Raw genomic sequence first — 21,501 nt, forward strand, 5'->3', positions numbered from 1 at the left:
GCTATCAGCTATCAGCTATCAGCTATCAGCTATCAGCTATCAGCTATCAGCTTTTGTCTTCATACTTTAGCCTTCTGCCTTCTGCCCTCTGCCTTTTTCCCCGATCGCTCATTAGTTTTCGTTCATTACCAAATTAACCGCTGATAATGTGAAGGCAAATCTCATAGTAGCTGGTAGGCTATGGCTGAGGCACAGGGTCGTCATTGGGCAAGTCGTCAGGTATTGTTAGCTTCGCTGTGGCTGACACTGCTCGTTTTGGTTGTAAAGGTTTGGATTGGTTGGGCAACGCAGTCGTTGAGCTTGCTTGCGGAGTCGCTACAGACATTGATTAATGGATTTAGCATTCTTCTCAGTGCGATCGCCACGACATCGCCGTATCCGACCAGTCGAGAGACGGGGGGGCATGGTCGACTAGAAGCCATTTTAGCGCTGCTATTGGCTGCGTTTATGGGTTTTGCCTGTCTGAGTCTATTGGTAGTGTCGGTACAGCAATTGGAGGCGATCGCCCAAGTTGCTACGACCTTGCTGCCTGTGAGGATGAGTCCACCGCTCTTTCAGCTTTTGGGTGTGGTGATGGCGACGAACTTTTGCCTCGCCTGCTTTCAACGCTATGAGTCGGGGCTTTTAGAAAACCCTGCCCTTCGCTTCAGCGCCAATCATCTGTTTCAGGATACATGGCTGATGCTGCCTGTACTGGCGGCACTAGTGGGTGTAAGACGTGGTTATCCATGGCTAGATCCGCTGCTAGCAGTACTGTTGCTGATTGCAGCCGTCTGCAACTGCTGGCAGGTTTTCAACTGGCAGTTGCCATCATTGATGAAGCAAATGGCGATCGCCCCCGAAGCATTGGCACAAACGATTCATCAGGTCGAAGGGATCACCCACTGCTACGGCATCCAGTCTCGCGGCGTGGTCGGTCGTCAGGTCTTTGTCGAAATGCACCTGATTCTGCATCCAGAGTGCATGAACGTTGCACGTAGCATTGCCGAACGGGTAGAACGGGTGATCCGCGATCGCTACGGTCCTGCAAAAGTGGTGATTTATATTGATAGCGATCGACCCAAGAGCGATTAAACCTACAGCGGTTTTCATTTGCATTCGCCACACCCTACACCCCACACCCCATACCCATCTTGATTAGGCTGTGGCTTATTGATCTAACAACGGCTGTAAGATCGCCGAAGTTTTACAGCCCTTGGCAAGTTTAGAACAAGGCAGCAAAACCATGTGCTTGGAAAAACCGAGGATGTGAAGTGTTTCGTAGACCTAAAAAGCCTTTGGTAAGCCTGCCTGCTTCAAAACGGCATTTGCTGTATGGCGAGATTTGATGAAACTGTCTACCACAAAGCGGCGATCGGTAATGGGGCTATACCAGATTTCATGATCTCCTTTCCCCTGCCGCTCAAAGGAGCAGCCTGCTTTTACCAAAAGCTTCTTGAGTGGCGGAGTCAGCGATGCAGGCATTTAGGATGCTACCTGAATGAGTTCCTGCCGATGGCTGGTGAGTTGCACCGCGATCGCGCCTGTATAATCAGCAGCAATCACATGATTGAGCAGCAGCAGATTAGGGATGAGATCCCGCAGCTTTCGACTCAGTGCTTCAATGGTATCGGCTTCCGTGGCTAAGCCTGGCACATCGTCACTCGTTGCGATCCAGACCAATGCATCATTGTCCCAGATGGCATCAACCCGATAGACGATTGGTTCCATGCTTGCCTCCCTTAAGCGTTAGCGTTACCGTAAGTGCAGATTAGCTCGAATTTGCTGCATTGCGGTTGCACCATCAACCACTTCACCCCGTTGAGCCGCTTCCCAGCCCAGCAACGCATCCTGTTGCAGGTCTTGCGATCGCCCTTGATAAGGGTCGTTTTGTTGCTCCAGCAGTTGCACGCCTGCCAAAATGACCTCGATCGCAGTTTGATACTTACCACTGTCGATCTGGCGCTGTACTAACTGCTCTAATTCGGGTGACAGAGTGATTTGCATAGGGCACTCCAGACGATCGCGATGCACTTCATTGTAGGCGAACCTTGCTTCACGGGGGCGGGCATCTGCAAAGGTAGCGACTATATCGATAGCGATTGACCCAAGAGCGATTAAACCCAAGATCCCCGACTTCTTCAAGAAGTCGGGGATCTGATCGGCTAGCGAATTCTCTACAATAGGGCTTGTTCTCCACTGCTATTAAACCAAACCGTTGTCTGCCAACTCTTCTTCCCAACCAAAGCCGCTCATTCTCCTCATCGACGGGCATTCGCTGGCATTCCGTTCTTACTTTGCGTTTGCCAAGGGGCGCGACGGTGGACTATCAAAAAAGGGGATAGGGTGTGGGGTGTAGGGGATAAGGTATGGTGAGTCGTTATGGTTGATACACTGGTTTCAGGTTGATGAGGCGACACGCTTAAGGGAAAACATGATGCCAGATAGTGTTGAGTTGCAGGTTCCGTTTACGTCACTGATGGATGCCATTGCGTCCTTAGGGCTGGAGGACAAGCTGAAGCTGCTAGAACTGTTAGAAGCACAGATTGCTGACGCGGAAGACGACTTGCTGGAGCACGACCCAACGATGCTAGCGGAAGTGGCAGAGGCGCGAAGAGCCTACAGAGCAGGAGAGTACCAGACGCTTCAGGACTACATCGCCGATCGGTCTGAACAAGCCTCATGAGCTACACGGTTGTCATTCCTAAACCCGTGCAGAAACAGCTTGATAATCTATCAAATGAGGTGCGAGAGAGCATGGTAGAGAAGATCTCACTACTTGTCGAAAACCCTCGCCCATCAGGAGTCAAAAAACTAAAAGGGTTTGATCACGAATACCGCATTCGAGTCGGAGACTATCGCGTTCGCTACGAGATCGACGATCAAGAGTCTCTTGTAGTGATTTTAAATTGCAGGCATCGAAAAGATGCTTACAGAAATTAACCAGGAGGAAGGATGAAGAGCCGTTATACGATCCTCATTCAGTGGTCTGGTAAGGATCAGTGCTACGTCGTCACTCTGCCTGAGTAGGGAGAGTTTTGCCACACACATGGAGAAACCTACAGTGAAGCCTTAACCAATGCTCAAGACGTTCTGGAATTATTGATTGAATCTGCTGTCAAACAGGGTGAATCGCTACCGGAGCCGAACGTCTTTGGAACTTCATTGCAGATTGCCTGAGGCATCAGAACGAAAACCCAGGTTGTGCATCTGGACTGATGCATGAAACCGTTGCGCCTGAGCCAGCGAAACGTCTAGCCGAGCAATCCTGCAAGCTCGTTGAGCTATCTCTGACATAGGATGAGCCAGTTCTGAGATGAGTTGAGTCGTTACATGACCTGGATGAGCTATATCAAAGCTCAGTCGAGTGAGCAAAACGATGTCTCAAGTAAAGGTTGATCCAGGTCGAGTCATCTCTGAATTCGGTCGAGCAGTCTCCCAGATAAGTCAAGCTGTCTTTGCGCTAAGTCGAGCAGTCTTTTAGCTAAGTTGAGCGATCTCTAAGCTTGGTCGAGCGATCGCTGAACTGGCTCAAGTGATCTCTGAGACTGGTCGAGCAATCGATGAACTAGGTTGAGCAATGTCTGAACTGGCTCAGGCGATCGCTTGATTGAAGGCGATCGTCGCTTCAGTCAAGCCTCTCTTCGTTCTACGTGGAGTGCTGCCTGAAGAACTTGATGCTCTTTAGGACTGGATAACTTCTGTAGGTCGTCGTGAGCGCCCACTCGGTGATGGAGTCAGGTAACCGCTGTTTGAGTTTGTTTTAGGATGGAGGGCAGAAGTCAAATCTAGTTGAAACATCATCTCCAAAACTCTACTTATGCACCTCTCACCTGCTTTGCAACAGGCGATCGAGCAAATTGCAGCCAGTCAAGGTATTTCACCAGAGCAATTTATCATCCAAACCCTGACAGAAAAAATCGATCGCCTCAAGCAACCTGTTTCAACTCCCTCAACGTCTCACACTGGACTGAGACAAAAGGACGGTCTTCTGGTCTTCGACACCGAGTCTCTCGATCACATTGACTTTGATGCACTCATCACTCAAAGTCGTGAAGAATGTGACTGGGAGCAGGTAGGACTGTGAAAGTTCTATTTGACACCTCTGTGATCATTGCTGCTTCCCTTCCAAAGCACCCAAGTCATGCACCCTGCTTTGTTCAATTACAGGCAGCAAAACTGAGTCAAATTCAAGGCTGTCTTTCTACCCATAGTCTGGCAGAACTATACTCGGTGATGACTCGAATGCCCAGCCAACCCCGAATGGCTCCCCAAGCAGCCAGAACGTTAGTTGAGAGCTACCTCCAATATCTGGAGGCGATTCCATTAGAAACAGCAGACTATCAAGCTGAGATCGCGCAAATGACAGCCCTTAACTTGCCGGGTGGTGGAGTTTTTGATGCTTTAATCGCTCAAGCTGCTCTCAAGGTATCAGCAGACAGAATTCTGACACTCAATCCTAGCCACTTCACTCGATTGAACGCTGCGATCGCCCAAAATACACAGGTTCCTGGACAGTAATTAAGTCAGTGTAATTAGCGATCGCATCCACAGGACAGCATATACAAGCAGCGCCCTCAAGACCTCGGAGGTTTTGGAAACCTCTGAGTCTGTCAAACCTTCGAGGTCTAAGACCAACGCCGATCGCCTGAATTCCTTACAATAGATTTTGTCTCCTTCAATGGCATTCCCTTGGCTTCTCCTGCTGATCCAACCAAACCGCTCATTCTCCTCATCGACGGGCATTCACTGGCGTTCCGTTCCTACTTTGCGTTTGCCAAAGGTCGGGATGGTGGGCTTCGCACGAAAAGCGGGATTCCCACCAGCGTCTCTTTCGGCTTTCTCAAAGCGCTGCTAGAAACGATGGAGGCAGAAAAACCGCAGTACGTAGCGATCGCCTTTGACCTGTCCGAAAAGACCTTTCGCCACGATGCGGATGATACCTACAAAGCGGGCAGAGCGGAAACGCCGGAGGATTTCATTCCCGATATTGCGAACCTGCAAGAGTTGCTGTTGGCATTGAACCTGCCCATTCTCACCGCAGAAAACTACGAAGCGGATGACGTGATTGGGACGCTGGCACGGCGGGCGAAGACGGATGGCTTTCTGGTCAAGATTTTAAGTGGCGATCGTGACCTGTTTCAGCTAGTCGATGCCGAAGCCACCACGAAAGTCCTCTATCTGAGCACTGTTTACGGTAAAGGCACACCGCCACCCAGAGAGTTTGGCGTGGAGCAGGTGAAGGAGAAAATGGGGATCTTGCCGTCGCAGGTGGTGGACTACAAAGCGCTGTGTGGCGACAGTTCCGACAACATTCCTGGCGTAAAAGGCATTGGGGATAAGACGGCAGTGCAGCTACTCACCACCTACGGTTCGCTGGAAAAAGTGTACGAGTCGCTGGATCAGATTAAAGGTGCGGTGCGGCAGAAGCTCGAAGCGGGCAAAGACGAGGCACGACATTCGCAGTGGATGGCGCAGATTCACCTGGATGTGCCGCTGGAAGTCGATTGGGAGTCGTGCCGCATCCGCGATTTCGATGAAACCGTCGTGAATGAACTGCTCGAAAAGCTGGAATTTCGCACCTTTATCGATCGCATTCAGAAAGTGCATCGTCAGTTCAAAGGTGTTCAAGAGGAAGCGTCCGAGGATGCAGCCTCAGCAGAAAATCAGAAAGCGGCGGCTACTCCTCAGTACCGGGAAGATGGCGACCTGTGGTTCTTTAGCGCTGAAGATACGATCGCCGCGCAAAAAGTCCTGCCCGTCGCCATTACGCCGCACATCATCGATACGCCTGAGAAGCTGACGGAGTTAGTCGATCGCCTCAAAACCTTCACCAGCCCCGAAATCCCCGTTGCCTGGGACACCGAAACCACTGCTTTGGAACCCCGCGATGCTGATCTCGTGGGCATTGGCTGCTGCTGGGGTGCTGAGCTAGACGACATGGCGTATATTCCGCTGGGACATACCAATGGCGGCAATCTTGATAAAGTAGCCACGCTCGAAGCACTGCGCCCCATTCTCGAAAGCGCTGACTATCCCAAAGCGTTGCAAAATGCCAAGTTCGATCGCCTCGTGCTGCGCTGTCAGGGCATCAAACTGGCAGGCGTAGTCTTCGATCCCATGCTGGCAAGCTACGTCCTCAACCCTGACGAGAGCCACAATCTAACCGACCTGAGCAGCAAGCACCTGAACATTACGGCTCAAAGCTACAAAGATTTGGTGCCCAAAGGGAAGACGATCGCCGATTTAGACGTTCCGGCAGTCGCGGACTACTGCGGCTTAGATGCCTACACCACGTTTCTGCTCGTCCCCAAGCTCCGCGCCTTGTTGGAGCCAATTCCTGCTCTGCATCGGTTGTTGCTGGACGTTGAGCAACCGCTAGAGCCTGTCCTCGCAGAAATGGAGTACTGCGGGGTGCATATTGACGTTGCCTATCTCAAGGAACTTTCGCAGAAGTTGGAGACGGACTTGGCGGCGATCGAACTCCATGCCTACGACGTTGCGGGACAAAAGTTCAACCTCGGTTCTCCTAAACAACTCAGCGACTTGCTGTTTAATACCCTGGGACTGGACACCAAAAAATCGCGCCGCATGAAGACGGGCTTTTCCACCGATGCCGCGACGCTGGAAAAACTGCAAGGCGATCATCCCGTCATCGATGCCATCTTGGAACAGCGCACCCTGAGCAAGCTGAAGTCTACCTACGTTGATGCGTTGCCGCTGCTGGTGCGTCCCGATACCCATCGCGTCCACACCGACTTTAATCAAACTGGCACGACTACAGGACGGCTCTCTTCTTCCAATCCCAACCTGCAAAACATTCCGATTCGTACTGCCTTCAGTCGCCAGATCCGCAAAGCGTTTGTCTCCGAACCCGGTTGGGTGATGGTCGCAGCCGACTATTCCCAAATCGAACTCCGCATCTTGACCCACCTGAGCCAGGAACCCATCTTACTCGACACCTACCGAGACAATGGGGACATTCACACCCTGACCGCAAAACTGCTGCTCGAAAAAGACGACATCAACTCAGAAGAACGCCGCCTCGCCAAAATCATCAACTTCGGCGTGATTTACGGCATGGGTGCCCATCGGTTTGCACGAGAAGCTGGGGTAAAATTTAACGACGCTAGGCTGTTTATCGATCGCTTCAACGAACGCTACTCTAAAGTCTTTGAGTACCTCCAGCAAATGCAGCGAGAAGCGATCGCCAACGGCTACGTCGAAACTATTCTCGGTCGCCGTCGCTATTTCAACTTTGCCAGCGAATCGCTCAAGCGGTTGAGAGGCACGGAACCAGGGGCGATCGACCTCACCAAACTCAAACTCCGCGACCAGTACGATGCCGGATCGCTCCGTGCCGCTGCCAACGCGCCCATTCAAGGCTCCAGCGCCGACATCATCAAAATTGCGATGGTCAAACTGCACGACCTCATCGCACCGTATCAGGCACGCCTCTTACTCCAAGTCCACGATGAACTCGTCTTCGAGATGCCCCCCAACGAATGGGCAGAACTGGGACCCAAAATCAAAGCCACGATGGAATCAGCCGTCGAGCTATCCATTCCCTTAGTCGTGGAAATTCACGCTGGCGAAAACTGGATGGAGACAAAGTAGTAGTGCCGCTTAGTAAGCGAAAGCGATTGAGACGTAACCGAACGCTTATTTGTTAGCCTTCAAAGTTGGGCAGAAATTCTTGACCAGGAGTGCTTTCAAGTAATAGAGGCAGCAGCAATTTACAATGGCTAAAGAGTGGCTAGGAAAAGGCTGATGACGTTACAAGAAATCCAAAATCAAGCGTTGCAGTTGTCTACTGGCGATCGCTGGCAGTTAGTACAAGCTCTCCTGGTCTCTTTGAAGCAGGAAGCAACCCTCAAGCCAAAGCGGGGACTGTCGCGTTTACGAGGTGTTGCTAAGCTTTCGGCAGATGCAGGAGAGAGTAACGCCCAGGCAGATTATGTAACTTATCTGACCGAGAAGTATCAGTAATGCGAGTTTTAATTGATACAAATGTTGTTCTTGATTTTTTACAAGAACGAGAGCCGTTTGTGGGCAATGCCGCAAGGTTATTTGAGCGTATTGATGCTGGAGAAGTTGAGGGGTTTATTGCAGCAACGACAATAACCAACATTTACTACATTGTTCGTAGGGTAGCAGGAAGAGCAGTGGCGCAAGATGCTATTACTCAGGTGTTAAGCGATCTAACCATTTGTACCGTCGATTTAGCGGTGTTGGAACAAGCGCTTGAGTTAAACTTCGAGGATTTTGAAGACGCAGTACAGTATGCTTGTGCGGTAGTGTATGGCGTTGATGCGATCGTCACTCGTGATGCTTCTGGATTTATAAATGCAGAAATTCCTGTCGTGTTGCCTGAAGCTATTGAACCTATCAATGGTACTGAGTGAAGCAATGGAAGCAGCCTTCAGCGCGATATCACAAGTCGCTGCACCAGAACGCCGCAAGCTCTGAGCTGAGTTGCAAGGGCGATCTGTGCCCAGTGAGCCTGGTCGCTAGCCTGCTGAAGTATTGCTTTGCCAGCAACGCTATAATTTTCTCCAGGACAGAGAGGTAACAGCTAATGTCACTTGAGAACATTGAAAATGCCATTCTCTCGCTGCCGTCTCATGAGTTTGAGAGACTAAGGCGTTGGTTTTTCGACCTGGATTATGCACGCTGGGATGAACAAATCGAACAAGATATTGCGGGCGGTAAATTAGAGGCGTTAGCACAAGAGGCGATCGCTGAATTTGAAGCTGGACATTGCCGAGAACTGTAACATCGAATGCACTATACGACTCGACGCTTCTGGCAATGCTATGAGGCTTTACCCGAAAGCGTTCAGCGAACTGCTGATCAGTGCTACGAGTTGCTCAAAACCGATCCGTCGCATCCCTCGTTGCATTTCAAGAAGCTGGGTAACAAGTATTGGTCAGTTCGAGCAGGGTTGAACTATCGCGCTTTAGGTGTGGAAGTAAAGAACGGTATTTCCTGGTTTTGGATTGGGACACACGCAGAGTATGACAAATTGGTCAGCAAAATTTAAAGCCCTGAGTAGGATGGGCACTGCCCACTCTACGATTTATCTACTTGAATGTGTCAAATTGTAGTATTTGATGCTTCATGTATAAAAAGACAAAAATATGAAGAAGAAACAGAACTACGATAATAACTAAGTAACTTGGCTGTTTGTGCAAAAAAATAGCTGTTGCAGTGATCTCTGTTGCTAAAGTGAATAACGAAAGAAAATTGATCTCAGCAGCCCCGTGATTTTTAGGCTTAGATGTATCCGGCTGACCATATTTTGTCTCCCATAGATTCGATCTCATACTAGGGACTAAAGGCTCTAACTCATTGCGAATAAATGTACCGAGCCTATGTAAACTGTTAATATTTCGAGCAATTAATACGTCATACCCCATAGCAATGATTGGAATGAGTGCAAATCCTAACAACTGAATATCAGGTGGAACTAATGATTCAGAATCAACAATTTTTTGATTGAACATGAATCCTAGCGCTGCTCCACAAGTAGCAACTTTTTGAAGGACAAGGTTGGTGTGGATTTGTACTCTTGTTGTGAGTTCTCCTCTGACTTGTTTAAAGTACTCAATAACAAATTGCCCTTCAAACTGCTCCATAAATCCTCAGCTAAATATTTACAGACCTTACTACGCTTTACAACAAATACTCAAATGTCTCCATCAAGGACTCAAGTAGCCCAACTATTAGTAGGCGGAAAGATTCCGCCTAAAATTCCATAGTGAGTGAATAGATAGAATGATTCGGCACAACACCCCAAATTTGGTGTTTAAGTAGAATTCTTCTGCAGAATACGCTCCTGAGAGTGGATAGACAGAATCTTTCCGTATATTTTCATATTTCCTATGGAGACAAGCAAAATACTGAATGATGCCGTCTTTGCGTCCTACTCGCAGAAAGGTGGCGACATACTGAATCACGGTGCGATCGCCGTTAAGCCGCTACTATCTGCACCTGAATTCTCGCTTGACCTTGTTACGAGGTTTTAGCACAAAGTATTTAGATCCCCGACTTCTGGTTAAAATTTAGACAAAGCCGATCCCATCGTAGAAGTCGGGGATCTTTGCGTCAGTCCTAATTAACTCAAAACTTATCCTTTAGCCTTCATCCTTTATCCTTGCAAATGCCTTCCCCCCCCATCGGCATCATCATGGGCAGCGATTCCGATTTGCCCACCATGCAGGACGCGATCGCGGCTTGCGAAGAATTCGACATCCTCTGTGAAATTGGCATTGTGTCAGCACACCGCACACCCGAACGGATGGTGGACTACGCTCAACAGGCACATGTGCGCGGGCTGAAAGTGATCATCGCAGGCGCAGGTGGTGCGGCACACTTGCCGGGAATGGTGGCGGCTCTTACACCTTTACCTGTGATTGGCGTGCCTGTCATCAGTCGTCATCTGCAAGGACTGGATTCGCTGTATTCGATCGTCCAGATGCCCGCCGGAATCCCCGTCGCAACAGTGGCGATCGGCAATGCCCGTAATGCCGGACTCCTCGCCGTGCAAATTCTGGCAACCCACGATCCAGCGCTGCTCGAAAAAGTGCAGCAGTATCGCCAGAGCCTTGCTCAAATTGTGGTGGAAAAGCAGGCGAAGCTACAAGAGAAAGGCTACAAGCGCTATCTGGATGAGGAGATGAGGCTCTAGGAGAAGGCAGAAGGCAGAGGGCAGAGGGCAGAAGGGTTAGAGTGTGTCGGGGTCGATGCCACGATCGCGCAACTTTGCCAGCAGTTCTTCGCGTAACTGCCGTTCTTGTGCCGCCTGTTGTTCGGCAAGTGTTACCTGTTCATCAGGGGTAGGATAACGATCGCCGTTCTCATCAAACCAGTAGAGCCATTCACGCTCCCATGCGGCATACGTGCCCTGTCCACGTCCGATCGCAATGCCTGCTTCGGGCATCCAAAACGGCTCACCAGACTGTTTGACATAGCGATCGTTCTCCAGTCGATAAACCTCAAAAGGTTCGTGGTTGGGGCGTTGGCGACTGTGGTTGTAAATGACGTAATACAGTGCTCCCAACTCGACATACTTCGCCATTTTGGTGTCGTATTCACCGTTATAAGTTTCCGAAACGGTTTCCAGCACCAGTATCGGCACAACGTTATTTTCGCGCCACAGGACGTAACTCAAGCGCCCCCGATCGCCTCGTTTTCGCCGTTCTACGCCCAAACTGAGAAAGCCATCGGGAATGATGGGCACATAGGGCGGCTCAGGACTGTAGTAAATGCCCATATCTACGCCAAAAAACCAGTCCTGGCGATCGTCCCAGATGGTTGCCAGAATGGTCAGCAGCAAATTTGGGATCAGGTTTTGCAGCTCGTTATCCACAGGGGTCTCATCCGAAGAGGGCAAATCCTCATCGGTGGGAAGGTAGCGCAACGGATCGTACTGCTGTACCATGACCAGTCCCCTTGAAGCTCAATGGTGGTAGTCTAAACTGCTGCCATGACAAGCATGTATATCGAAGCCATCAGCAAATTGAATAGTATTTATGTGCCGTTTCGTCGCACTTTTTCAAAGAATTCGGGGAAATTTTTTAGCTCATCCATTGATTGAACAGGCGGAAACTCGATCCAGTTGGCTTCGACTTCCGATCGATCGACATAGGCATAAAAAGCGTCCCGATCGTCCCGATGGGTCAGCAAATAAGCCCGTAGCTCCTTGCGAGTCATAGCACTAAAGTCAGGTTGCATCATTCAAACCTCCACTTACCGTTGGGACGAATTGAAATTTGGGTTTCTTCTCCCGTCAGGATGACAACGTTCCCGGTTCGATCGTCCACATCCACAAGATCGATCGACCGATAGAGCTGGGTGAGCGATCGACAGAGAATGAAACACATTCGCATCTGGTCTTCAGTCGGAATAGTCCATCTCCCACAAACTTTCTACCTACAGAATAACGCTACAGCAGGCTTCCAGAAAGTAATCTCATGTAGCTTAAGCTTTGGGCGATCGCTTCTTGGGACGTTTCCAGACTTGACGTTCGGCTTTTTCGCGTTCGTAGGCGATGAGTTTGCCGTAGTATTCGTGCTTGCTCAGGTTCATTGACAGGTAGACGTGCTTACGCATATTGCCAAAGCCTTTACGGGCAAAAAACTTGAGCGCTGGGGTATTTTCGGGGTCAGTATCCACCATCATGAACCGTGCGCCATCGTCGATCATGCGCTCAACGAGCTTATCCACCAGCTTGTCGGCAATGCCCCGTCGATGGAAGGCAGGGTTCACGCCCAGCCAGATGATGTAGCCATACGTCCAGGAGGCTTTGTTAATAATGGTGCCCAGGATGAAACCCGCCAGTTGATCCTCTACTTCAGCCACCAGGCAATACTCTGGATCGGTGTTGTACAGTCCAATCACTTCCCACTGATCCCAGGTGCGGTAGATGTAGGGGTAGAGGTCGCTGGTGAAGAGGGTTTCGCCCAAGTGGAAGACAGGCGCAAGGTCATCGATTTCCATCTCGCGGACATCGATCGCCAATTGTGGTTCTTCAGGAGATTTAGCAGTGTCGGTCATAGTCAGCGGCGTTTTGAGGCTGAAGGTTCAGGCGTTGAAGTTAGGGCTTTGGGTTTCACGCTCGAAGGTTTGAGCTTAGAGGTTGGAGTGTCGAGTTCAGCGCTCGACGGTTCGGGGTTCAGAGAGGAAAGGTCGGGTTCTAGGCTCGAAGTCCCGTGCTCTAAAGCCGGAGTGTCGGGTTCTACTCTCGGAGCGTGGCGTTTTGCACTTGAAGACTTGAGTTCTAATCGCAACGGTTCGTGCTCCAAGCTTAAAGCCTCGTGTTCTACACTCAATGTTTTACACCCGCAGACGAAACCGTTCACAATCAAATCTCGATGAGAGCTACTTTAATGCCGTTTGTAGAAACGCTAATATCCGCTTCAGTGCCTGTTGTCCATCTGCAAGGTCGAGGTTGAATTGATATTCGTGTTCCAGCGGAGGCGTGTGGTCGTTGGGGTAGAACAGGGTATCGGTTCGCACGCCTGCTTGAGTCAGTTTTTGGGCTAAGGCGATCGATTGAGGCGCAAGTGGATCGGCATTGCCAGCCGTGATAAACGAAGGCGGGAAATTTTTAGTGACATAGTTGATGACCGCGAAGCTTTGAAAGTTTGGGTCAGTTAAAAAAGCCTTCGTGCCTGAGTATGACCACATCACCGTTTGGAGAAAGGAACCGAACGAGCCGTTATAGTTCACGCTCTTGGGATCGTAGGCTCCACAATTTAGGAGGGTTGCTTTGAGTTGACTTGGCTGCAACGCGGGTCGGATACCGAGCGTACTTGCATAAGCAGGGTTTGTGACGATCGCAGCCATTTGTGATGCCATCTGAGCACCCGCCGAATCGCCCGCTAACACAAAACGGTTCGGATCGATGTGGAGACGCTTTGCCTGCTGTTGAAGATGGTTGAGGGCATCGTTGATTTGGATGAGCGGTGTGGGGTATTGATGCTCTGGCGCGATCGAGTAACCAACCCCAACCGCCGTATAGCCGTGAGACGCAAGAATCTTCAGGTAATTTGCCACATGGCTTTTGTTGCCAGAAATCCAGGCACCGCCATGTATCCAGACGATCGTCGGGAGAACCTGAGCCGAAGACTGAAGGGCTTGTGGATAAAACACGTCGAGCAGCGCATCGTTGTCATGCGATCGATACGGCTCATTGAGAATTGCCGTGACACCAGGAGGCACATGCTTCTCAAGCTTCTGCGCGATTTCTACAGCGCCCTTGTCAAAGCCATACCGAATCAGGAGTGCTTTCGGGTATGGGCTGAGTTGCACGCCCAGATAAGCCGCTAAACCAAGCAGGAGAAGACCAACAAGCAGCCAGCGAACCCATTTCCGGACTGCTGCACGGCGATGAAGGCGAGGTCGATCTTGCTGAAGACTGTTTGCTGGTGTCTGCCGACGATACTCAGACATAAGGTTTAGATGTCCCTATTGCACATCAATCTGCTCGTATCGTAGCCGTACACAGACCAAAAAGCGCATCGCCATCGACTTACAGCGGTTACTGATTGGGTAAGCCACAGTCAAGCGAATATGGGTGTGGGGTGTAGGGTGTGGTGAATGCAAATGAAAACGGCTGTGGGTAAGGAAGCGCTTACTTCACTCCTCACTCCTCACTCCTCACTCCTCACTCCCCACTCCTCACAACGAGACTTCTTGAATATCAGCAAGATTGGGCAACGAGAAAGCATTGTCTGGAGCGCTCTGAGTCTGTGACGCATGATCCTGAAAAACGACCCGATCGCACCGGATAGCAAAGCTACAGCGATCGCATTCCTTCGATTCTAAAGGCACCTGCGGGAAGGGTTCGCCGTTTTGATAGCGCTCAAGCCAGTCTGTGAGTTGGGCTAACAAATGAGTGAGATCCGTGCGGGTTTGTTCATGCTGGCTGCGATCGTAGGGAGCATTGAAGCGTCGGGCTTCTGGGGCTTGCTCACCGGATTCAAAAAACCAGTAGATCATGGCAATGCGATCGGGGTCATAATCGCTCGCTTCTGCTAGCACAAAGGGATACAGCCGTGTTTGCCAATTTTGCAACAGGTAGCGCGGGTTTTGTGGACGGGGATAGGTCTTCCAATCGAGAATTTGCGCCTGCTGACCATTGGCAAGCAACAAGTCATACACCACGGTCAGCAAATAGCCTTCAAACGCTAGCGTCCGCGCATGTTCGCTTTGTCCCCAAAGGGGGCGATCGTCCCCTAATGTCAGAATCTTAGGAGCGACTGCTATAAACGCATCAAACCAGGCTTGCAGTTGAGCATCCTCCTGTACCAACGGTTCCACAGGCAAACCCAACAGCCATTGCTGCATGAGCAAGTGAAACCGCGTCCCCTGATTCTGCCGCTCCTGTTGGTCGGGTTCACTCGGCGCTGCCAACTGCTCTAAATCCGTATGCTGAAATCGGCGCGGACACGCAGCAAGTCGGTTCAACTGCGACTGAGACAGGCGGAGGGGAGGAGAGGGGAGAGGAGAGAGGGGAGAGGGGTGAAGTGTTTCGATCATAAAGAACGAGTTGGAGGCAAGGAGTGGGGAGTGGGGAGTAGGGAATGGGGAGTAGGGAGTGGGGAGTAAAGATGAATGCTAAAGGCTAAAAAGCTGACCGCTGATAGCTGACCGCTGACCGCTGACCGCGCTCAATTAACTCCTCACTCCTCTCCCCTCACCTCTTCGTCAACACAAATACGCTGCCTTCATTGCCGCGTCCAATCCGCATATCCTCGTCGAGATAGGTGGTGTCGAGCCAGCCTTGTTGATCGCGATCGCCAATATTAAAGTCGATCGCCGGAAATTTTTTGCCCGCTTCGATATCTTGGATGAAGCGATCGGGTGATTGGTAGCCAACGAGCCGCGTGAAGCCAATGATTGCTCGCTCAAACTTGACCGTCACTCGCCGCTCTGACGCAGGGCTAAAGCGGGCAGCGACACTGACCAAACCTTCGAGATAGGGCAATCCACTGATTTCAGCAATGTTGTAGATTTTTGCTTCAGCCGTCCGAATGCACTGATAGATTTGTCCCAATTTAGCCAACGGTACGCGATCGATGCCCAATAGCTCTTGACTGGTTGTGTAGAGCAAGCGCCAGTCACCGTCGAGTAAAGCGGTTGCTTTGAGCGGTAGTGGGGTGGGGTTATAGCCTTCTAGCTGAGCGATCGCGACTGCAATCGCCTGCTTATCGTTATCGGTTGCCAACAAGCCACGATTTGTTCCCGCGATCGCCTGTAACAATGTCGCTTTACCAATCATTTTGATCAATCTCCAGAGCAACGACTCAAGCGAAGGTTCTTTTCTTACGGATGGCTTTATCAGCCCGGTGAAACTTAAAGAGGTAAAACAACTGTGCAGAGACTCATAGCACCTAATTTATCGTGTGACTTTGAGCGGAAAAAACTCTTGCAATTCCTCTCTATGGTGATACACTCTGGTTGTTTCATCCGTAAAGTCTAGAGATGTCGTGTCGATTGTGGCTAAGATTTGAATAGTATCGATCGCACGACTAGATCCAATCACAAAGCGCGTATGACCTACAATCCCTCTCTTCGTGAAGAACCTCGCAGCCAACGAGCCGCCGTCATTCCACTCAAGCAAGAAACATCGATTCTGGACTGGCTTGAAGATACAGGGCGTTTGCTGGCACGTGATGTCCAGGAAGTTAGTTACCGTGAAGCGGATGGTGAAGAACTTAACGATTTGATGGCGGGCGAAGACCCCAGTTTTGATCTTGACGACGATGATGATGATTTGGAGCTAGAAGATTAGCTTGACCTGCTTTGCTAAACATCAGGTAGTTTTTCCGAAGCTTGACAGTGAACGCGTGTGTGTAATGTGTGGAGTGAAGTGAGAGTTTCGTGGACGCTAAATTATTTTCGACTCAAACGTTAAATCTTTCAGGGATGCGGCTGTTCGTCTTATTAGCGATCGGACTTAGTGCCTTCACCGTCATTGCGGATGAATGGGCAGGGCGATCGCTAGTGCAGGTGTTTTCGCTCACTCTACCGTTTTGGTTCTGCGCTGTAGCAGCGGGTGGGCTTGGTTTTTGGGCAGTCCCTTCCCTCCGGGCACTCAAAGCGGGACAAGTCATCCGCGAAGATGGTCCCAAGTCGCACCTAAAAAAGGCTGGCACACCAACGATGGGAGGTGTCTTCTTTTTGCCGATCGCCTTGCTAGTAGCAATTGTCTGGTCAGGCTTTGCCGCACCAGTACTTGCCGTTTCAGCGCTCACCTTTGCCTACGGCGCGATCGGCTGGATTGACGACTGGCAAATCATTCGTGGCTGCTCAAACAAAGGCATCACGCCTCGGATGAAGTTGCTCCTGCAAATTGGAGTCGGTGCGCTGTTCTGTCTCTGGTTAGCCTGGACGCAGCCAGCGACCATCACAACGATTGCGCTACCCTTCGGTCTCATGCTGCCGCTGGGGTTGTTTTTCTGGCTGGTTGCAGTCTTTGTGCTGACGGCAGAAAGCAATGCGACCAACCTCACGGACGGAGTAGACGGCTTGGCTGGAGGGACGGTCGCGATCGCCCTTTTGGGTTTAGGTGCCCTCATTGCGCCAACCTCACCAGAATTGATGCTGTTCTGTGCCTGTTTGAGCGGTAGCTGTCTGGGTTTCTTGTTACACAATCGCAACCCCGCGAGGGTCTTCATGGGTAACACAGGTTCAACGGCGTTGGGCGGTGCCTTAGCGGCGGTGGCATTATTGACGAACAGTCTCTTTGCACTGCTTATACTGAGCGGTCTGTTTTTAATCGAGACCCTCTCAGTGATGCTTCAGGTCGGTTACTACAAAGCAACGAAAGGTTCAGATGGCATTGGCAAGCGGTTTTTCAAAATGTCTCCTTACCATAATCATTTAGAGCTGTCAGGCTGGTCTGAAACTCGCATTGTTGCTGCCTTTTATGTCATTGCTGGCTTGCTGTCGTTTGTAACGCTGGCTGTTTGTTGACCGATCGACCTGCGGTTCCAGACCGAGGGCGCAAAGCACAGGACTTCGTGCCCTTTTCACCTGTTATCAGTTTTTTTAATGCGTTAACGCTCAAAGTGACCGCGTAACGCTGGTGTCGGCAGAGCGAGATCTGTTATTATGATGTTCCATCACCTGGAGAGGTGGCTGAGTGGTCGAAAGCGGCAGATTGCTAATCTGTTGTACGAATCGTAAGACCGTACCGAGGGTTCGAATCCCTCCCTCTCCGTTCTGTGTTTGACACATTCTGCTTCTTGAGTTGATTTGGGAACGTATCGCTGAATGCGTCTGTGCCTTGGAGTTGGCTCTTGGCTTGGCATTGAGTGTAGTCAATAGCATCACGACACGGTAAGGTTTGACGGTGCTTAAGAATCGATCGCGGCTCTCAATTTCTTACCGACTCTAAGCAATTAGCCTTCTACACGCGCATAGTAGATGCCGCCAGCGATCGCCGTCAGGTACAGCACTGATCCCAAAAAGAATGCTATCCCGCCAACCAGTTGCGCCTGTGCCAGCAGATTTAGATCGAGCAGCAGAAAGTGCCAATCGTGCAGGACACCTTCACCACCCAACAATGGCAGCGATCGCTCTTGAGCATCGTTGATGTAAATCGAAACATCCCATAGATTCTGCGCCGTCCAACAGAGGGCGATCGCGCCGGCATACATCTGACGTGTCACCACAAAATAGCCTGCAATCACGGCAGGCACCATCACCTGCATCAATGAGCCACCCAGAATGTGCAGAAATCGACCGAAACCAGCCAGAATCGTGTGCCCAGCTTCGTGAAAGATGAGATTCACGCCATGCAGAAACATCATGACGCGATCGCTGCCCTCTAAGAAGCCGTCCACCGTATAGTTCGATGCTCCAAAAACAGCGTAAAGAGCTAAAAGACCGATGAATCCAGCTTTAAGGGGATTGAACTGGATAAGCAGGCGACGCACATCGTTGAATGTGAGGGTGAAGGGGCGCTTGCCGCTACGCCGCGATCGTCGTACTGGTTTCGCAACGCTAGGCTCTGCTGCAAGCTGCAACTCCTTTACCCAGTCGTGCTGCTCAGCCCCAGACTGTCTGCCGCTAATGATGACGGTTGTAATTGTTGCCTGTCTCAGACTGACTAGTTCCCGCTGTATCAGCGTTGTCGCAACGTGCTGATTAGGAGTCACAGTCGCTTCCAGGTGAACCTCTAAGTGGCTGTCAAAGAACGCCACCGTAGCAGACATGCGCTTGTGAGCTACAGCCTGACTGATGAGCTGAGCGATGGCAGTGCGATCGCCCTGTTTGGCAAGCTGCTTTATCGTTGGGAGTCGATCGGGTTGCGTCATCTAGCCTGCGCCTCCTGTCACCATTACCTTAAACGCAGTATTCCCGATCAATTCCGGCATTACACGCCCGTCACTACAAAATAAACCATTGTCATCAGCACAAGCACAAAGCCCAGCTTAAACAGTTCAGAATGCCGTTTAGCAGCAGGCGGCAATGTAATGGTTCGTATGGGCTGCGGTAAAGATGCCGAAGTACTATCACCCAGAGGCAAGTCTGCACCCGTACTGATGAGTGGTCGATCGCTCACGGCCTGGAGCTGATCTTGAAGCAATGAGTTCTGCTCCAAGGCAAATGTCGCAATCCACAGTGGAAACGCATCACCGACTTGCCACGCATACACCCTGACGTGTTTAATCGTTTCTGGCTGAAGGCGCTGCAAGCCTCGCTGAACGAACGCAATGCAAATGACCTGGTTTAAAACAGCGGCAGACTTCAGCATGACCTGAAGACAGTCCCTATCTGACATCGCTTTCACCCATACATCTTGTGCTTGCAAGACATCGTTCATGAGCGTTGCGATCGCGCCAGCATCTCCTTGCTTCGCGCGTTCTAGCAGGCTAAGTAACGTGATCATAGGAAAAGCCAAAAGAGGAAAACGATCGCTCCCATTAGCCAATGAGCGATCGTTTGCTTTGATTATAGTACAAATGTACGATTTTGGCTAGAAGTGTCACCGCTAACGGTTCGACGAGCAATGAGCCTTATCCTTGAACTGCGCTCTTATCACTGCAACCCTAACAGCTAGGGAACAATAGCCACTTTGACCACTTTTCGCTGCTTCATCGCTTCAAACACTTGACCTAGCTCTGTCAGTGGTTGCTCTTCGCTAATCAGTTGCTCAAATGGTAGAGTGCGACTTGCCAATAGTTTCAAAGCCGCTCGAACGTAAGTAGGCGTGTTGTGGAAAACCCCCTTGAGGGTCAGCTCGCTGTAATGTAGCTGTTCTGTGCTTACAGCAATACTGGTATCACGGGGACAGCCGCCGAATAGGTTGACCGTAGCACCAGGGCGGGCACAGGCGATCGCCATCTCCCATACAGATGGTATGCCCGTTGCTTCAATCACCACATCTGCGCCCCAACCATCGGTCAGTGACTTCACCAGCGCTGGCACATCTTCCACTTGATGATAGTTAAACGTCTTCACTGCTCCCAGCACTTCGCCAAGCTGCAACCGTTGCTCACTGCCACCCAACAGAATCACCTCGGCAAATGGCTGACCGCTGACCGCTGACTGCTGCCAACGGTGCCATTCACCTTGCCCTGATGACAATGCGGCGACAAACATCAGTCCGATCGCGCCGTCGCCCAACACCACAACGCGATCGCCAGGTTTCACATGCGATCGCGCTGCCCCATGCAACACACATGCCAACGGCTCTGTCATGGAGGCTAATGCATAAGGCATCCCATCAGAGAGTTGCAGGAGGTTGTGCTGCACGATCGGTGCTGGGATTTTGAGGTATTCAGCAAACGTGCCATTGTTGAACAACAGATTCTGACAGAGCGAATATTCCTCCTTTTTGCAAAAAAAGCAGTTCATGCAGGGTGCGGAATTGTTGGCAACGACGCGATCGCCCATTTTCCAATGGGTTACGCCTTGTCCGATCGCCACAATCTCTCCCGCTGCCTCATGCCCAAACAGCGTGGGCGGCTTCAGCATCCGAGCATGTCCACCCCGTCGCCATACCTTTAAATCCGTGCCGCAGGTACTCGCAACCCCTACTCGAATAACAACCTCTCCGGCTGCTGGCGTTGGATCGGCAACCGTTTCCAACCGCAAATCTTCCTGACCGTACAATAGTGCTGCTAGCAACGCTCTTCTACTCTGTTGATCCAACCACCACTCATCTTACTGGTTTATCTAGCCCTAATCAGACTGACCATCGCAGAGTTGTATTGAGAACGTGCTTTATGGCATTGCTATGGGCACGCTTATAAATATATCCACAGAAGGCATTAGAGGCTATGAAAATCAAGCAGTGTTTCGGTACAGGGTTAGGATTAGCGATCGTCTTGAGTTTTGCATCTGTGGCAGAGGCGCGAGGGCAAGGCGCGGGAACTGGATACTCGCCGTCCAAGGATGGAACCTACTGTTCCACCAAACTGCTTGCTCAAGATGTCAAAGCACGGATTAATCTGCGGGAAGGACCTGACACCGCTTACAAGGCTCGCCATTATGGGCTTCCAGGAGACCGGGTTGACTTTTTACGTCAAAATAGTGATCCCAAGCAATGGATGAGCCGCAAAGACAAGAGTGGGAAAGTTTGGTATCAGGTGGGCTTTCCTAGAAGTCGTGCGTATGGCTGGGTACGTGCAGATTTTGTCCAACTTCCTCCGGTAGAATGTCGGGACTAAAGCCTTTCTAACCTAGTTGAAGCTAGTTAATGAATGTCTTCTGGCTTAAACCTCCGAGGTTTTGGTCAATCTGCGTAAGTCCTAACGGGGAAAGGTTAAGCCTAGTCGGACCCTATCTGAAGCAGTTTACTATTCAACTCTAAAGGCAAAAAGCGCCCCCTCACATGAGGGGGCGCTTTTTGTGTAGTCAATCCATCAGCAATATAGTCGTTTTAGGACTAACCGTTGATGCTAGGAGCCGAGAGGGCTACAGGAGTCGCTTCACCTGCCGCTAGGTCAAGCGGGAAGTTGTGCGCATTGCGCTCGTGCATCACTTCCATACCCAGGTTAGCGC

Annotated in this window: 30 protein-coding genes, 1 tRNA gene and 2 pseudogenes; 17 read left to right on the forward strand and 16 right to left on the reverse strand. The window is 50.7% G+C overall.

Annotation, left to right across the window (positions count from 1 at the left end; genetic code table 11):
- The first annotated feature begins 180 nt into the window (after positions 1 to 180).
- Positions 181 to 1,074 carry a cation diffusion facilitator family transporter gene (locus tag AC5JO6_RS21110; RefSeq protein WP_496083010.1) on the forward strand — a complete coding sequence of 298 codons (894 nt, stop codon included), beginning with the start codon at positions 181 to 183 and terminating at the stop codon, positions 1,072 to 1,074.
- A gap of 192 nt (positions 1,075 to 1,266) precedes the next feature.
- Here AC5JO6_RS21110 and AC5JO6_RS21115 read toward each other — a convergent pair whose 3' ends face one another.
- From AC5JO6_RS21115 to AC5JO6_RS21125, 3 genes are read right to left on the reverse strand one after another with little or no spacing between them, the layout of a single operon-like run.
- Positions 1,267 to 1,464 (reverse strand): type II toxin-antitoxin system HicA family toxin, encoded by a 198-nt coding sequence (locus AC5JO6_RS21115; RefSeq protein WP_496083011.1) that lies wholly within the window; start codon positions 1,462 to 1,464, stop codon positions 1,267 to 1,269.
- Positions 1,465 to 1,710: a DUF1902 domain-containing protein gene (locus AC5JO6_RS21120; protein WP_496083012.1), complete on the reverse strand. Its 246-nt coding sequence runs from the start codon at positions 1,708 to 1,710 to the stop codon at positions 1,465 to 1,467. It lies immediately after the preceding gene.
- A gap of 24 nt (positions 1,711 to 1,734) precedes the next feature.
- The gene (locus AC5JO6_RS21125; RefSeq protein ID WP_496083013.1) at positions 1,735 to 1,986 is read right to left on the reverse strand and encodes a ribbon-helix-helix domain-containing protein; all 252 of its coding nucleotides are present in this window, start codon (positions 1,984 to 1,986) and stop codon (positions 1,735 to 1,737) included.
- 427 nt (positions 1,987 to 2,413) lie between these two features.
- Between AC5JO6_RS21125 and AC5JO6_RS21130 the strand changes: the two genes are divergently transcribed.
- The 10 genes and pseudogenes from AC5JO6_RS21130 to AC5JO6_RS21175 all read left to right on the forward strand — a co-directional run bounded on the left by AC5JO6_RS21130 (position 2,414) and on the right by AC5JO6_RS21175 (position 9,022).
- A complete protein-coding gene (locus tag AC5JO6_RS21130) occupies positions 2,414 to 2,665 on the forward strand; it encodes a hypothetical protein (RefSeq protein WP_496083014.1) in 252 nt (83 codons plus the stop codon).
- On the forward strand, positions 2,662 to 2,922 hold the full coding sequence (locus tag AC5JO6_RS21135; protein ID WP_496083015.1) for a type II toxin-antitoxin system RelE family toxin: 261 nt from the start codon (positions 2,662 to 2,664) through the stop codon (positions 2,920 to 2,922). The genes AC5JO6_RS21130 and AC5JO6_RS21135 overlap by 4 nt, the downstream gene beginning before the upstream one ends.
- Positions 2,923 to 2,934: 12 nt before the next feature.
- Positions 2,935 to 3,159, forward strand: a pseudogene (locus tag AC5JO6_RS21140) (type II toxin-antitoxin system HicB family antitoxin).
- A gap of 640 nt (positions 3,160 to 3,799) precedes the next feature.
- Positions 3,800 to 4,066, forward strand: coding sequence for a hypothetical protein (locus AC5JO6_RS21145; protein ID WP_496083016.1), 267 nt, complete (start codon positions 3,800 to 3,802; stop codon positions 4,064 to 4,066).
- Complete coding sequence (locus tag AC5JO6_RS21150) at positions 4,063 to 4,500, forward strand: type II toxin-antitoxin system VapC family toxin (RefSeq protein WP_496083017.1); 438 nt, start codon at positions 4,063 to 4,065, stop codon at positions 4,498 to 4,500. The genes AC5JO6_RS21145 and AC5JO6_RS21150 overlap by 4 nt, the downstream gene beginning before the upstream one ends.
- Before the next feature lie 171 nt (positions 4,501 to 4,671).
- Positions 4,672 to 7,596, forward strand: coding sequence for a DNA polymerase I (polA, locus tag AC5JO6_RS21155; protein ID WP_496083018.1), 2,925 nt, complete (start codon positions 4,672 to 4,674; stop codon positions 7,594 to 7,596).
- Between the two features lie 153 nt (positions 7,597 to 7,749).
- Positions 7,750 to 7,968 (forward strand): hypothetical protein, encoded by a 219-nt coding sequence (locus tag AC5JO6_RS21160; protein ID WP_496083019.1) that lies wholly within the window; start codon positions 7,750 to 7,752, stop codon positions 7,966 to 7,968.
- Entirely contained in the window at positions 7,968 to 8,384 is a 417-nt protein-coding gene (locus AC5JO6_RS21165; RefSeq protein WP_496083020.1) for a type II toxin-antitoxin system VapC family toxin, read from the forward strand. The genes AC5JO6_RS21160 and AC5JO6_RS21165 overlap by 1 nt, the downstream gene beginning before the upstream one ends.
- A 173-nt stretch (positions 8,385 to 8,557) precedes the next feature.
- Positions 8,558 to 8,755, forward strand: coding sequence for a hypothetical protein (locus AC5JO6_RS21170; RefSeq protein ID WP_496083021.1), 198 nt, complete (start codon positions 8,558 to 8,560; stop codon positions 8,753 to 8,755).
- Positions 8,756 to 8,761: 6 nt separating this feature from the next.
- Positions 8,762 to 9,022, forward strand: coding sequence for a ParE family toxin-like protein (locus tag AC5JO6_RS21175; RefSeq protein WP_496083022.1), 261 nt, complete (start codon positions 8,762 to 8,764; stop codon positions 9,020 to 9,022).
- 40 nt (positions 9,023 to 9,062) lie between these two features.
- Here AC5JO6_RS21175 and AC5JO6_RS21180 read toward each other — a convergent pair whose 3' ends face one another.
- On the reverse strand, positions 9,063 to 9,617 hold the full coding sequence (locus AC5JO6_RS21180) for a hypothetical protein (RefSeq protein ID WP_496083023.1): 555 nt from the start codon (positions 9,615 to 9,617) through the stop codon (positions 9,063 to 9,065).
- A gap of 246 nt (positions 9,618 to 9,863) precedes the next feature.
- Between AC5JO6_RS21180 and AC5JO6_RS21185 the strand changes: the two genes are divergently transcribed.
- Entirely contained in the window at positions 9,864 to 10,007 is a 144-nt protein-coding gene (locus AC5JO6_RS21185; RefSeq protein WP_496083024.1) for a hypothetical protein, read from the forward strand.
- Positions 10,008 to 10,141: 134 nt separating this feature from the next.
- Positions 10,142 to 10,669: a 5-(carboxyamino)imidazole ribonucleotide mutase gene (gene purE, locus AC5JO6_RS21190; protein ID WP_496083025.1), complete on the forward strand. Its 528-nt coding sequence runs from the start codon at positions 10,142 to 10,144 to the stop codon at positions 10,667 to 10,669.
- Positions 10,670 to 10,705: 36 nt separating this feature from the next.
- On the opposite strand, the gene AC5JO6_RS21195 is transcribed toward purE, so the two are convergent.
- From AC5JO6_RS21195 to AC5JO6_RS21230, 8 genes are all read right to left on the reverse strand, one after another.
- Complete coding sequence (locus tag AC5JO6_RS21195; RefSeq protein ID WP_496083026.1) at positions 10,706 to 11,422, reverse strand: Uma2 family endonuclease; 717 nt, start codon at positions 11,420 to 11,422, stop codon at positions 10,706 to 10,708.
- Between the two features lie 89 nt (positions 11,423 to 11,511).
- Positions 11,512 to 11,718, reverse strand: a complete 207-nt coding sequence (locus AC5JO6_RS21200; RefSeq protein WP_496083027.1) for a DUF6887 family protein — start codon at positions 11,716 to 11,718, stop codon at positions 11,512 to 11,514.
- Positions 11,715 to 11,888, reverse strand: coding sequence for a DUF6888 family protein (locus AC5JO6_RS21205; RefSeq protein ID WP_496083039.1), 174 nt, complete (start codon positions 11,886 to 11,888; stop codon positions 11,715 to 11,717). The genes AC5JO6_RS21200 and AC5JO6_RS21205 overlap by 4 nt, the downstream gene beginning before the upstream one ends.
- Before the next feature lie 73 nt (positions 11,889 to 11,961).
- On the reverse strand, positions 11,962 to 12,537 hold the full coding sequence (locus tag AC5JO6_RS21210) for a GNAT family N-acetyltransferase (protein ID WP_496083028.1): 576 nt from the start codon (positions 12,535 to 12,537) through the stop codon (positions 11,962 to 11,964).
- 324 nt (positions 12,538 to 12,861) lie between these two features.
- Positions 12,862 to 13,935 carry an alpha/beta hydrolase gene (locus AC5JO6_RS21215; RefSeq protein WP_496083029.1) on the reverse strand — a complete coding sequence of 358 codons (1,074 nt, stop codon included), beginning with the start codon at positions 13,933 to 13,935 and terminating at the stop codon, positions 12,862 to 12,864.
- 228 nt (positions 13,936 to 14,163) lie between these two features.
- On the reverse strand, positions 14,164 to 15,024 hold the full coding sequence (locus AC5JO6_RS21220) for a PD-(D/E)XK nuclease family protein (RefSeq protein WP_496083030.1): 861 nt from the start codon (positions 15,022 to 15,024) through the stop codon (positions 14,164 to 14,166).
- Between the two features lie 157 nt (positions 15,025 to 15,181).
- Positions 15,182 to 15,766 carry a PAP/fibrillin family protein gene (locus tag AC5JO6_RS21225; protein WP_496083031.1) on the reverse strand — a complete coding sequence of 195 codons (585 nt, stop codon included), beginning with the start codon at positions 15,764 to 15,766 and terminating at the stop codon, positions 15,182 to 15,184.
- A 117-nt stretch (positions 15,767 to 15,883) separates the two neighbouring features.
- The gene (locus AC5JO6_RS21230) at positions 15,884 to 16,030 is read right to left on the reverse strand and encodes a hypothetical protein (RefSeq protein WP_496083032.1); all 147 of its coding nucleotides are present in this window, start codon (positions 16,028 to 16,030) and stop codon (positions 15,884 to 15,886) included.
- A 9-nt stretch (positions 16,031 to 16,039) separates the two neighbouring features.
- On the opposite strand from AC5JO6_RS21230, the gene AC5JO6_RS21235 reads away from it, so the two are divergent.
- The 3 genes from AC5JO6_RS21235 (at position 16,040) to AC5JO6_RS21245 (ending at position 17,710) form a co-directional block, all read left to right on the forward strand.
- A complete protein-coding gene (locus tag AC5JO6_RS21235) occupies positions 16,040 to 16,279 on the forward strand; it encodes a DUF3134 domain-containing protein (RefSeq protein ID WP_496083033.1) in 240 nt (79 codons plus the stop codon).
- An 89-nt stretch (positions 16,280 to 16,368) separates the two neighbouring features.
- Positions 16,369 to 17,463, forward strand: a complete 1,095-nt coding sequence (gene mraY, locus AC5JO6_RS21240; RefSeq protein ID WP_496083034.1) for a phospho-N-acetylmuramoyl-pentapeptide-transferase — start codon at positions 16,369 to 16,371, stop codon at positions 17,461 to 17,463.
- Between the two features lie 155 nt (positions 17,464 to 17,618).
- Positions 17,619 to 17,710, forward strand: a tRNA-Ser gene (locus tag AC5JO6_RS21245).
- 181 nt (positions 17,711 to 17,891) lie between these two features.
- On the opposite strand, the gene AC5JO6_RS21250 is transcribed toward AC5JO6_RS21245, so the two are convergent.
- From AC5JO6_RS21250 to AC5JO6_RS21260, 3 genes are all read right to left on the reverse strand, one after another.
- Complete coding sequence (locus AC5JO6_RS21250; RefSeq protein WP_496083035.1) at positions 17,892 to 18,809, reverse strand: hypothetical protein; 918 nt, start codon at positions 18,807 to 18,809, stop codon at positions 17,892 to 17,894.
- 59 nt (positions 18,810 to 18,868) lie between these two features.
- The gene (locus AC5JO6_RS21255) at positions 18,869 to 19,384 is read right to left on the reverse strand and encodes a hypothetical protein (protein ID WP_496083036.1); all 516 of its coding nucleotides are present in this window, start codon (positions 19,382 to 19,384) and stop codon (positions 18,869 to 18,871) included.
- A gap of 167 nt (positions 19,385 to 19,551) precedes the next feature.
- Positions 19,552 to 20,625, reverse strand: coding sequence for a zinc-dependent alcohol dehydrogenase (locus AC5JO6_RS21260; protein WP_496083037.1), 1,074 nt, complete (start codon positions 20,623 to 20,625; stop codon positions 19,552 to 19,554).
- 152 nt (positions 20,626 to 20,777) lie between these two features.
- On the opposite strand from AC5JO6_RS21260, the gene AC5JO6_RS21265 reads away from it, so the two are divergent.
- Positions 20,778 to 21,167: an SH3 domain-containing protein gene (locus tag AC5JO6_RS21265; protein ID WP_496083038.1), complete on the forward strand. Its 390-nt coding sequence runs from the start codon at positions 20,778 to 20,780 to the stop codon at positions 21,165 to 21,167.
- Positions 21,168 to 21,385: 218 nt separating this feature from the next.
- Here AC5JO6_RS21265 and AC5JO6_RS21270 read toward each other — a convergent pair.
- Positions 21,386 to 21,501: pseudogene (locus AC5JO6_RS21270) on the reverse strand (photosystem II q(b) protein); the annotation flags it as partial.

The organism is Tildeniella sp. (genome assembly GCF_059505325.1).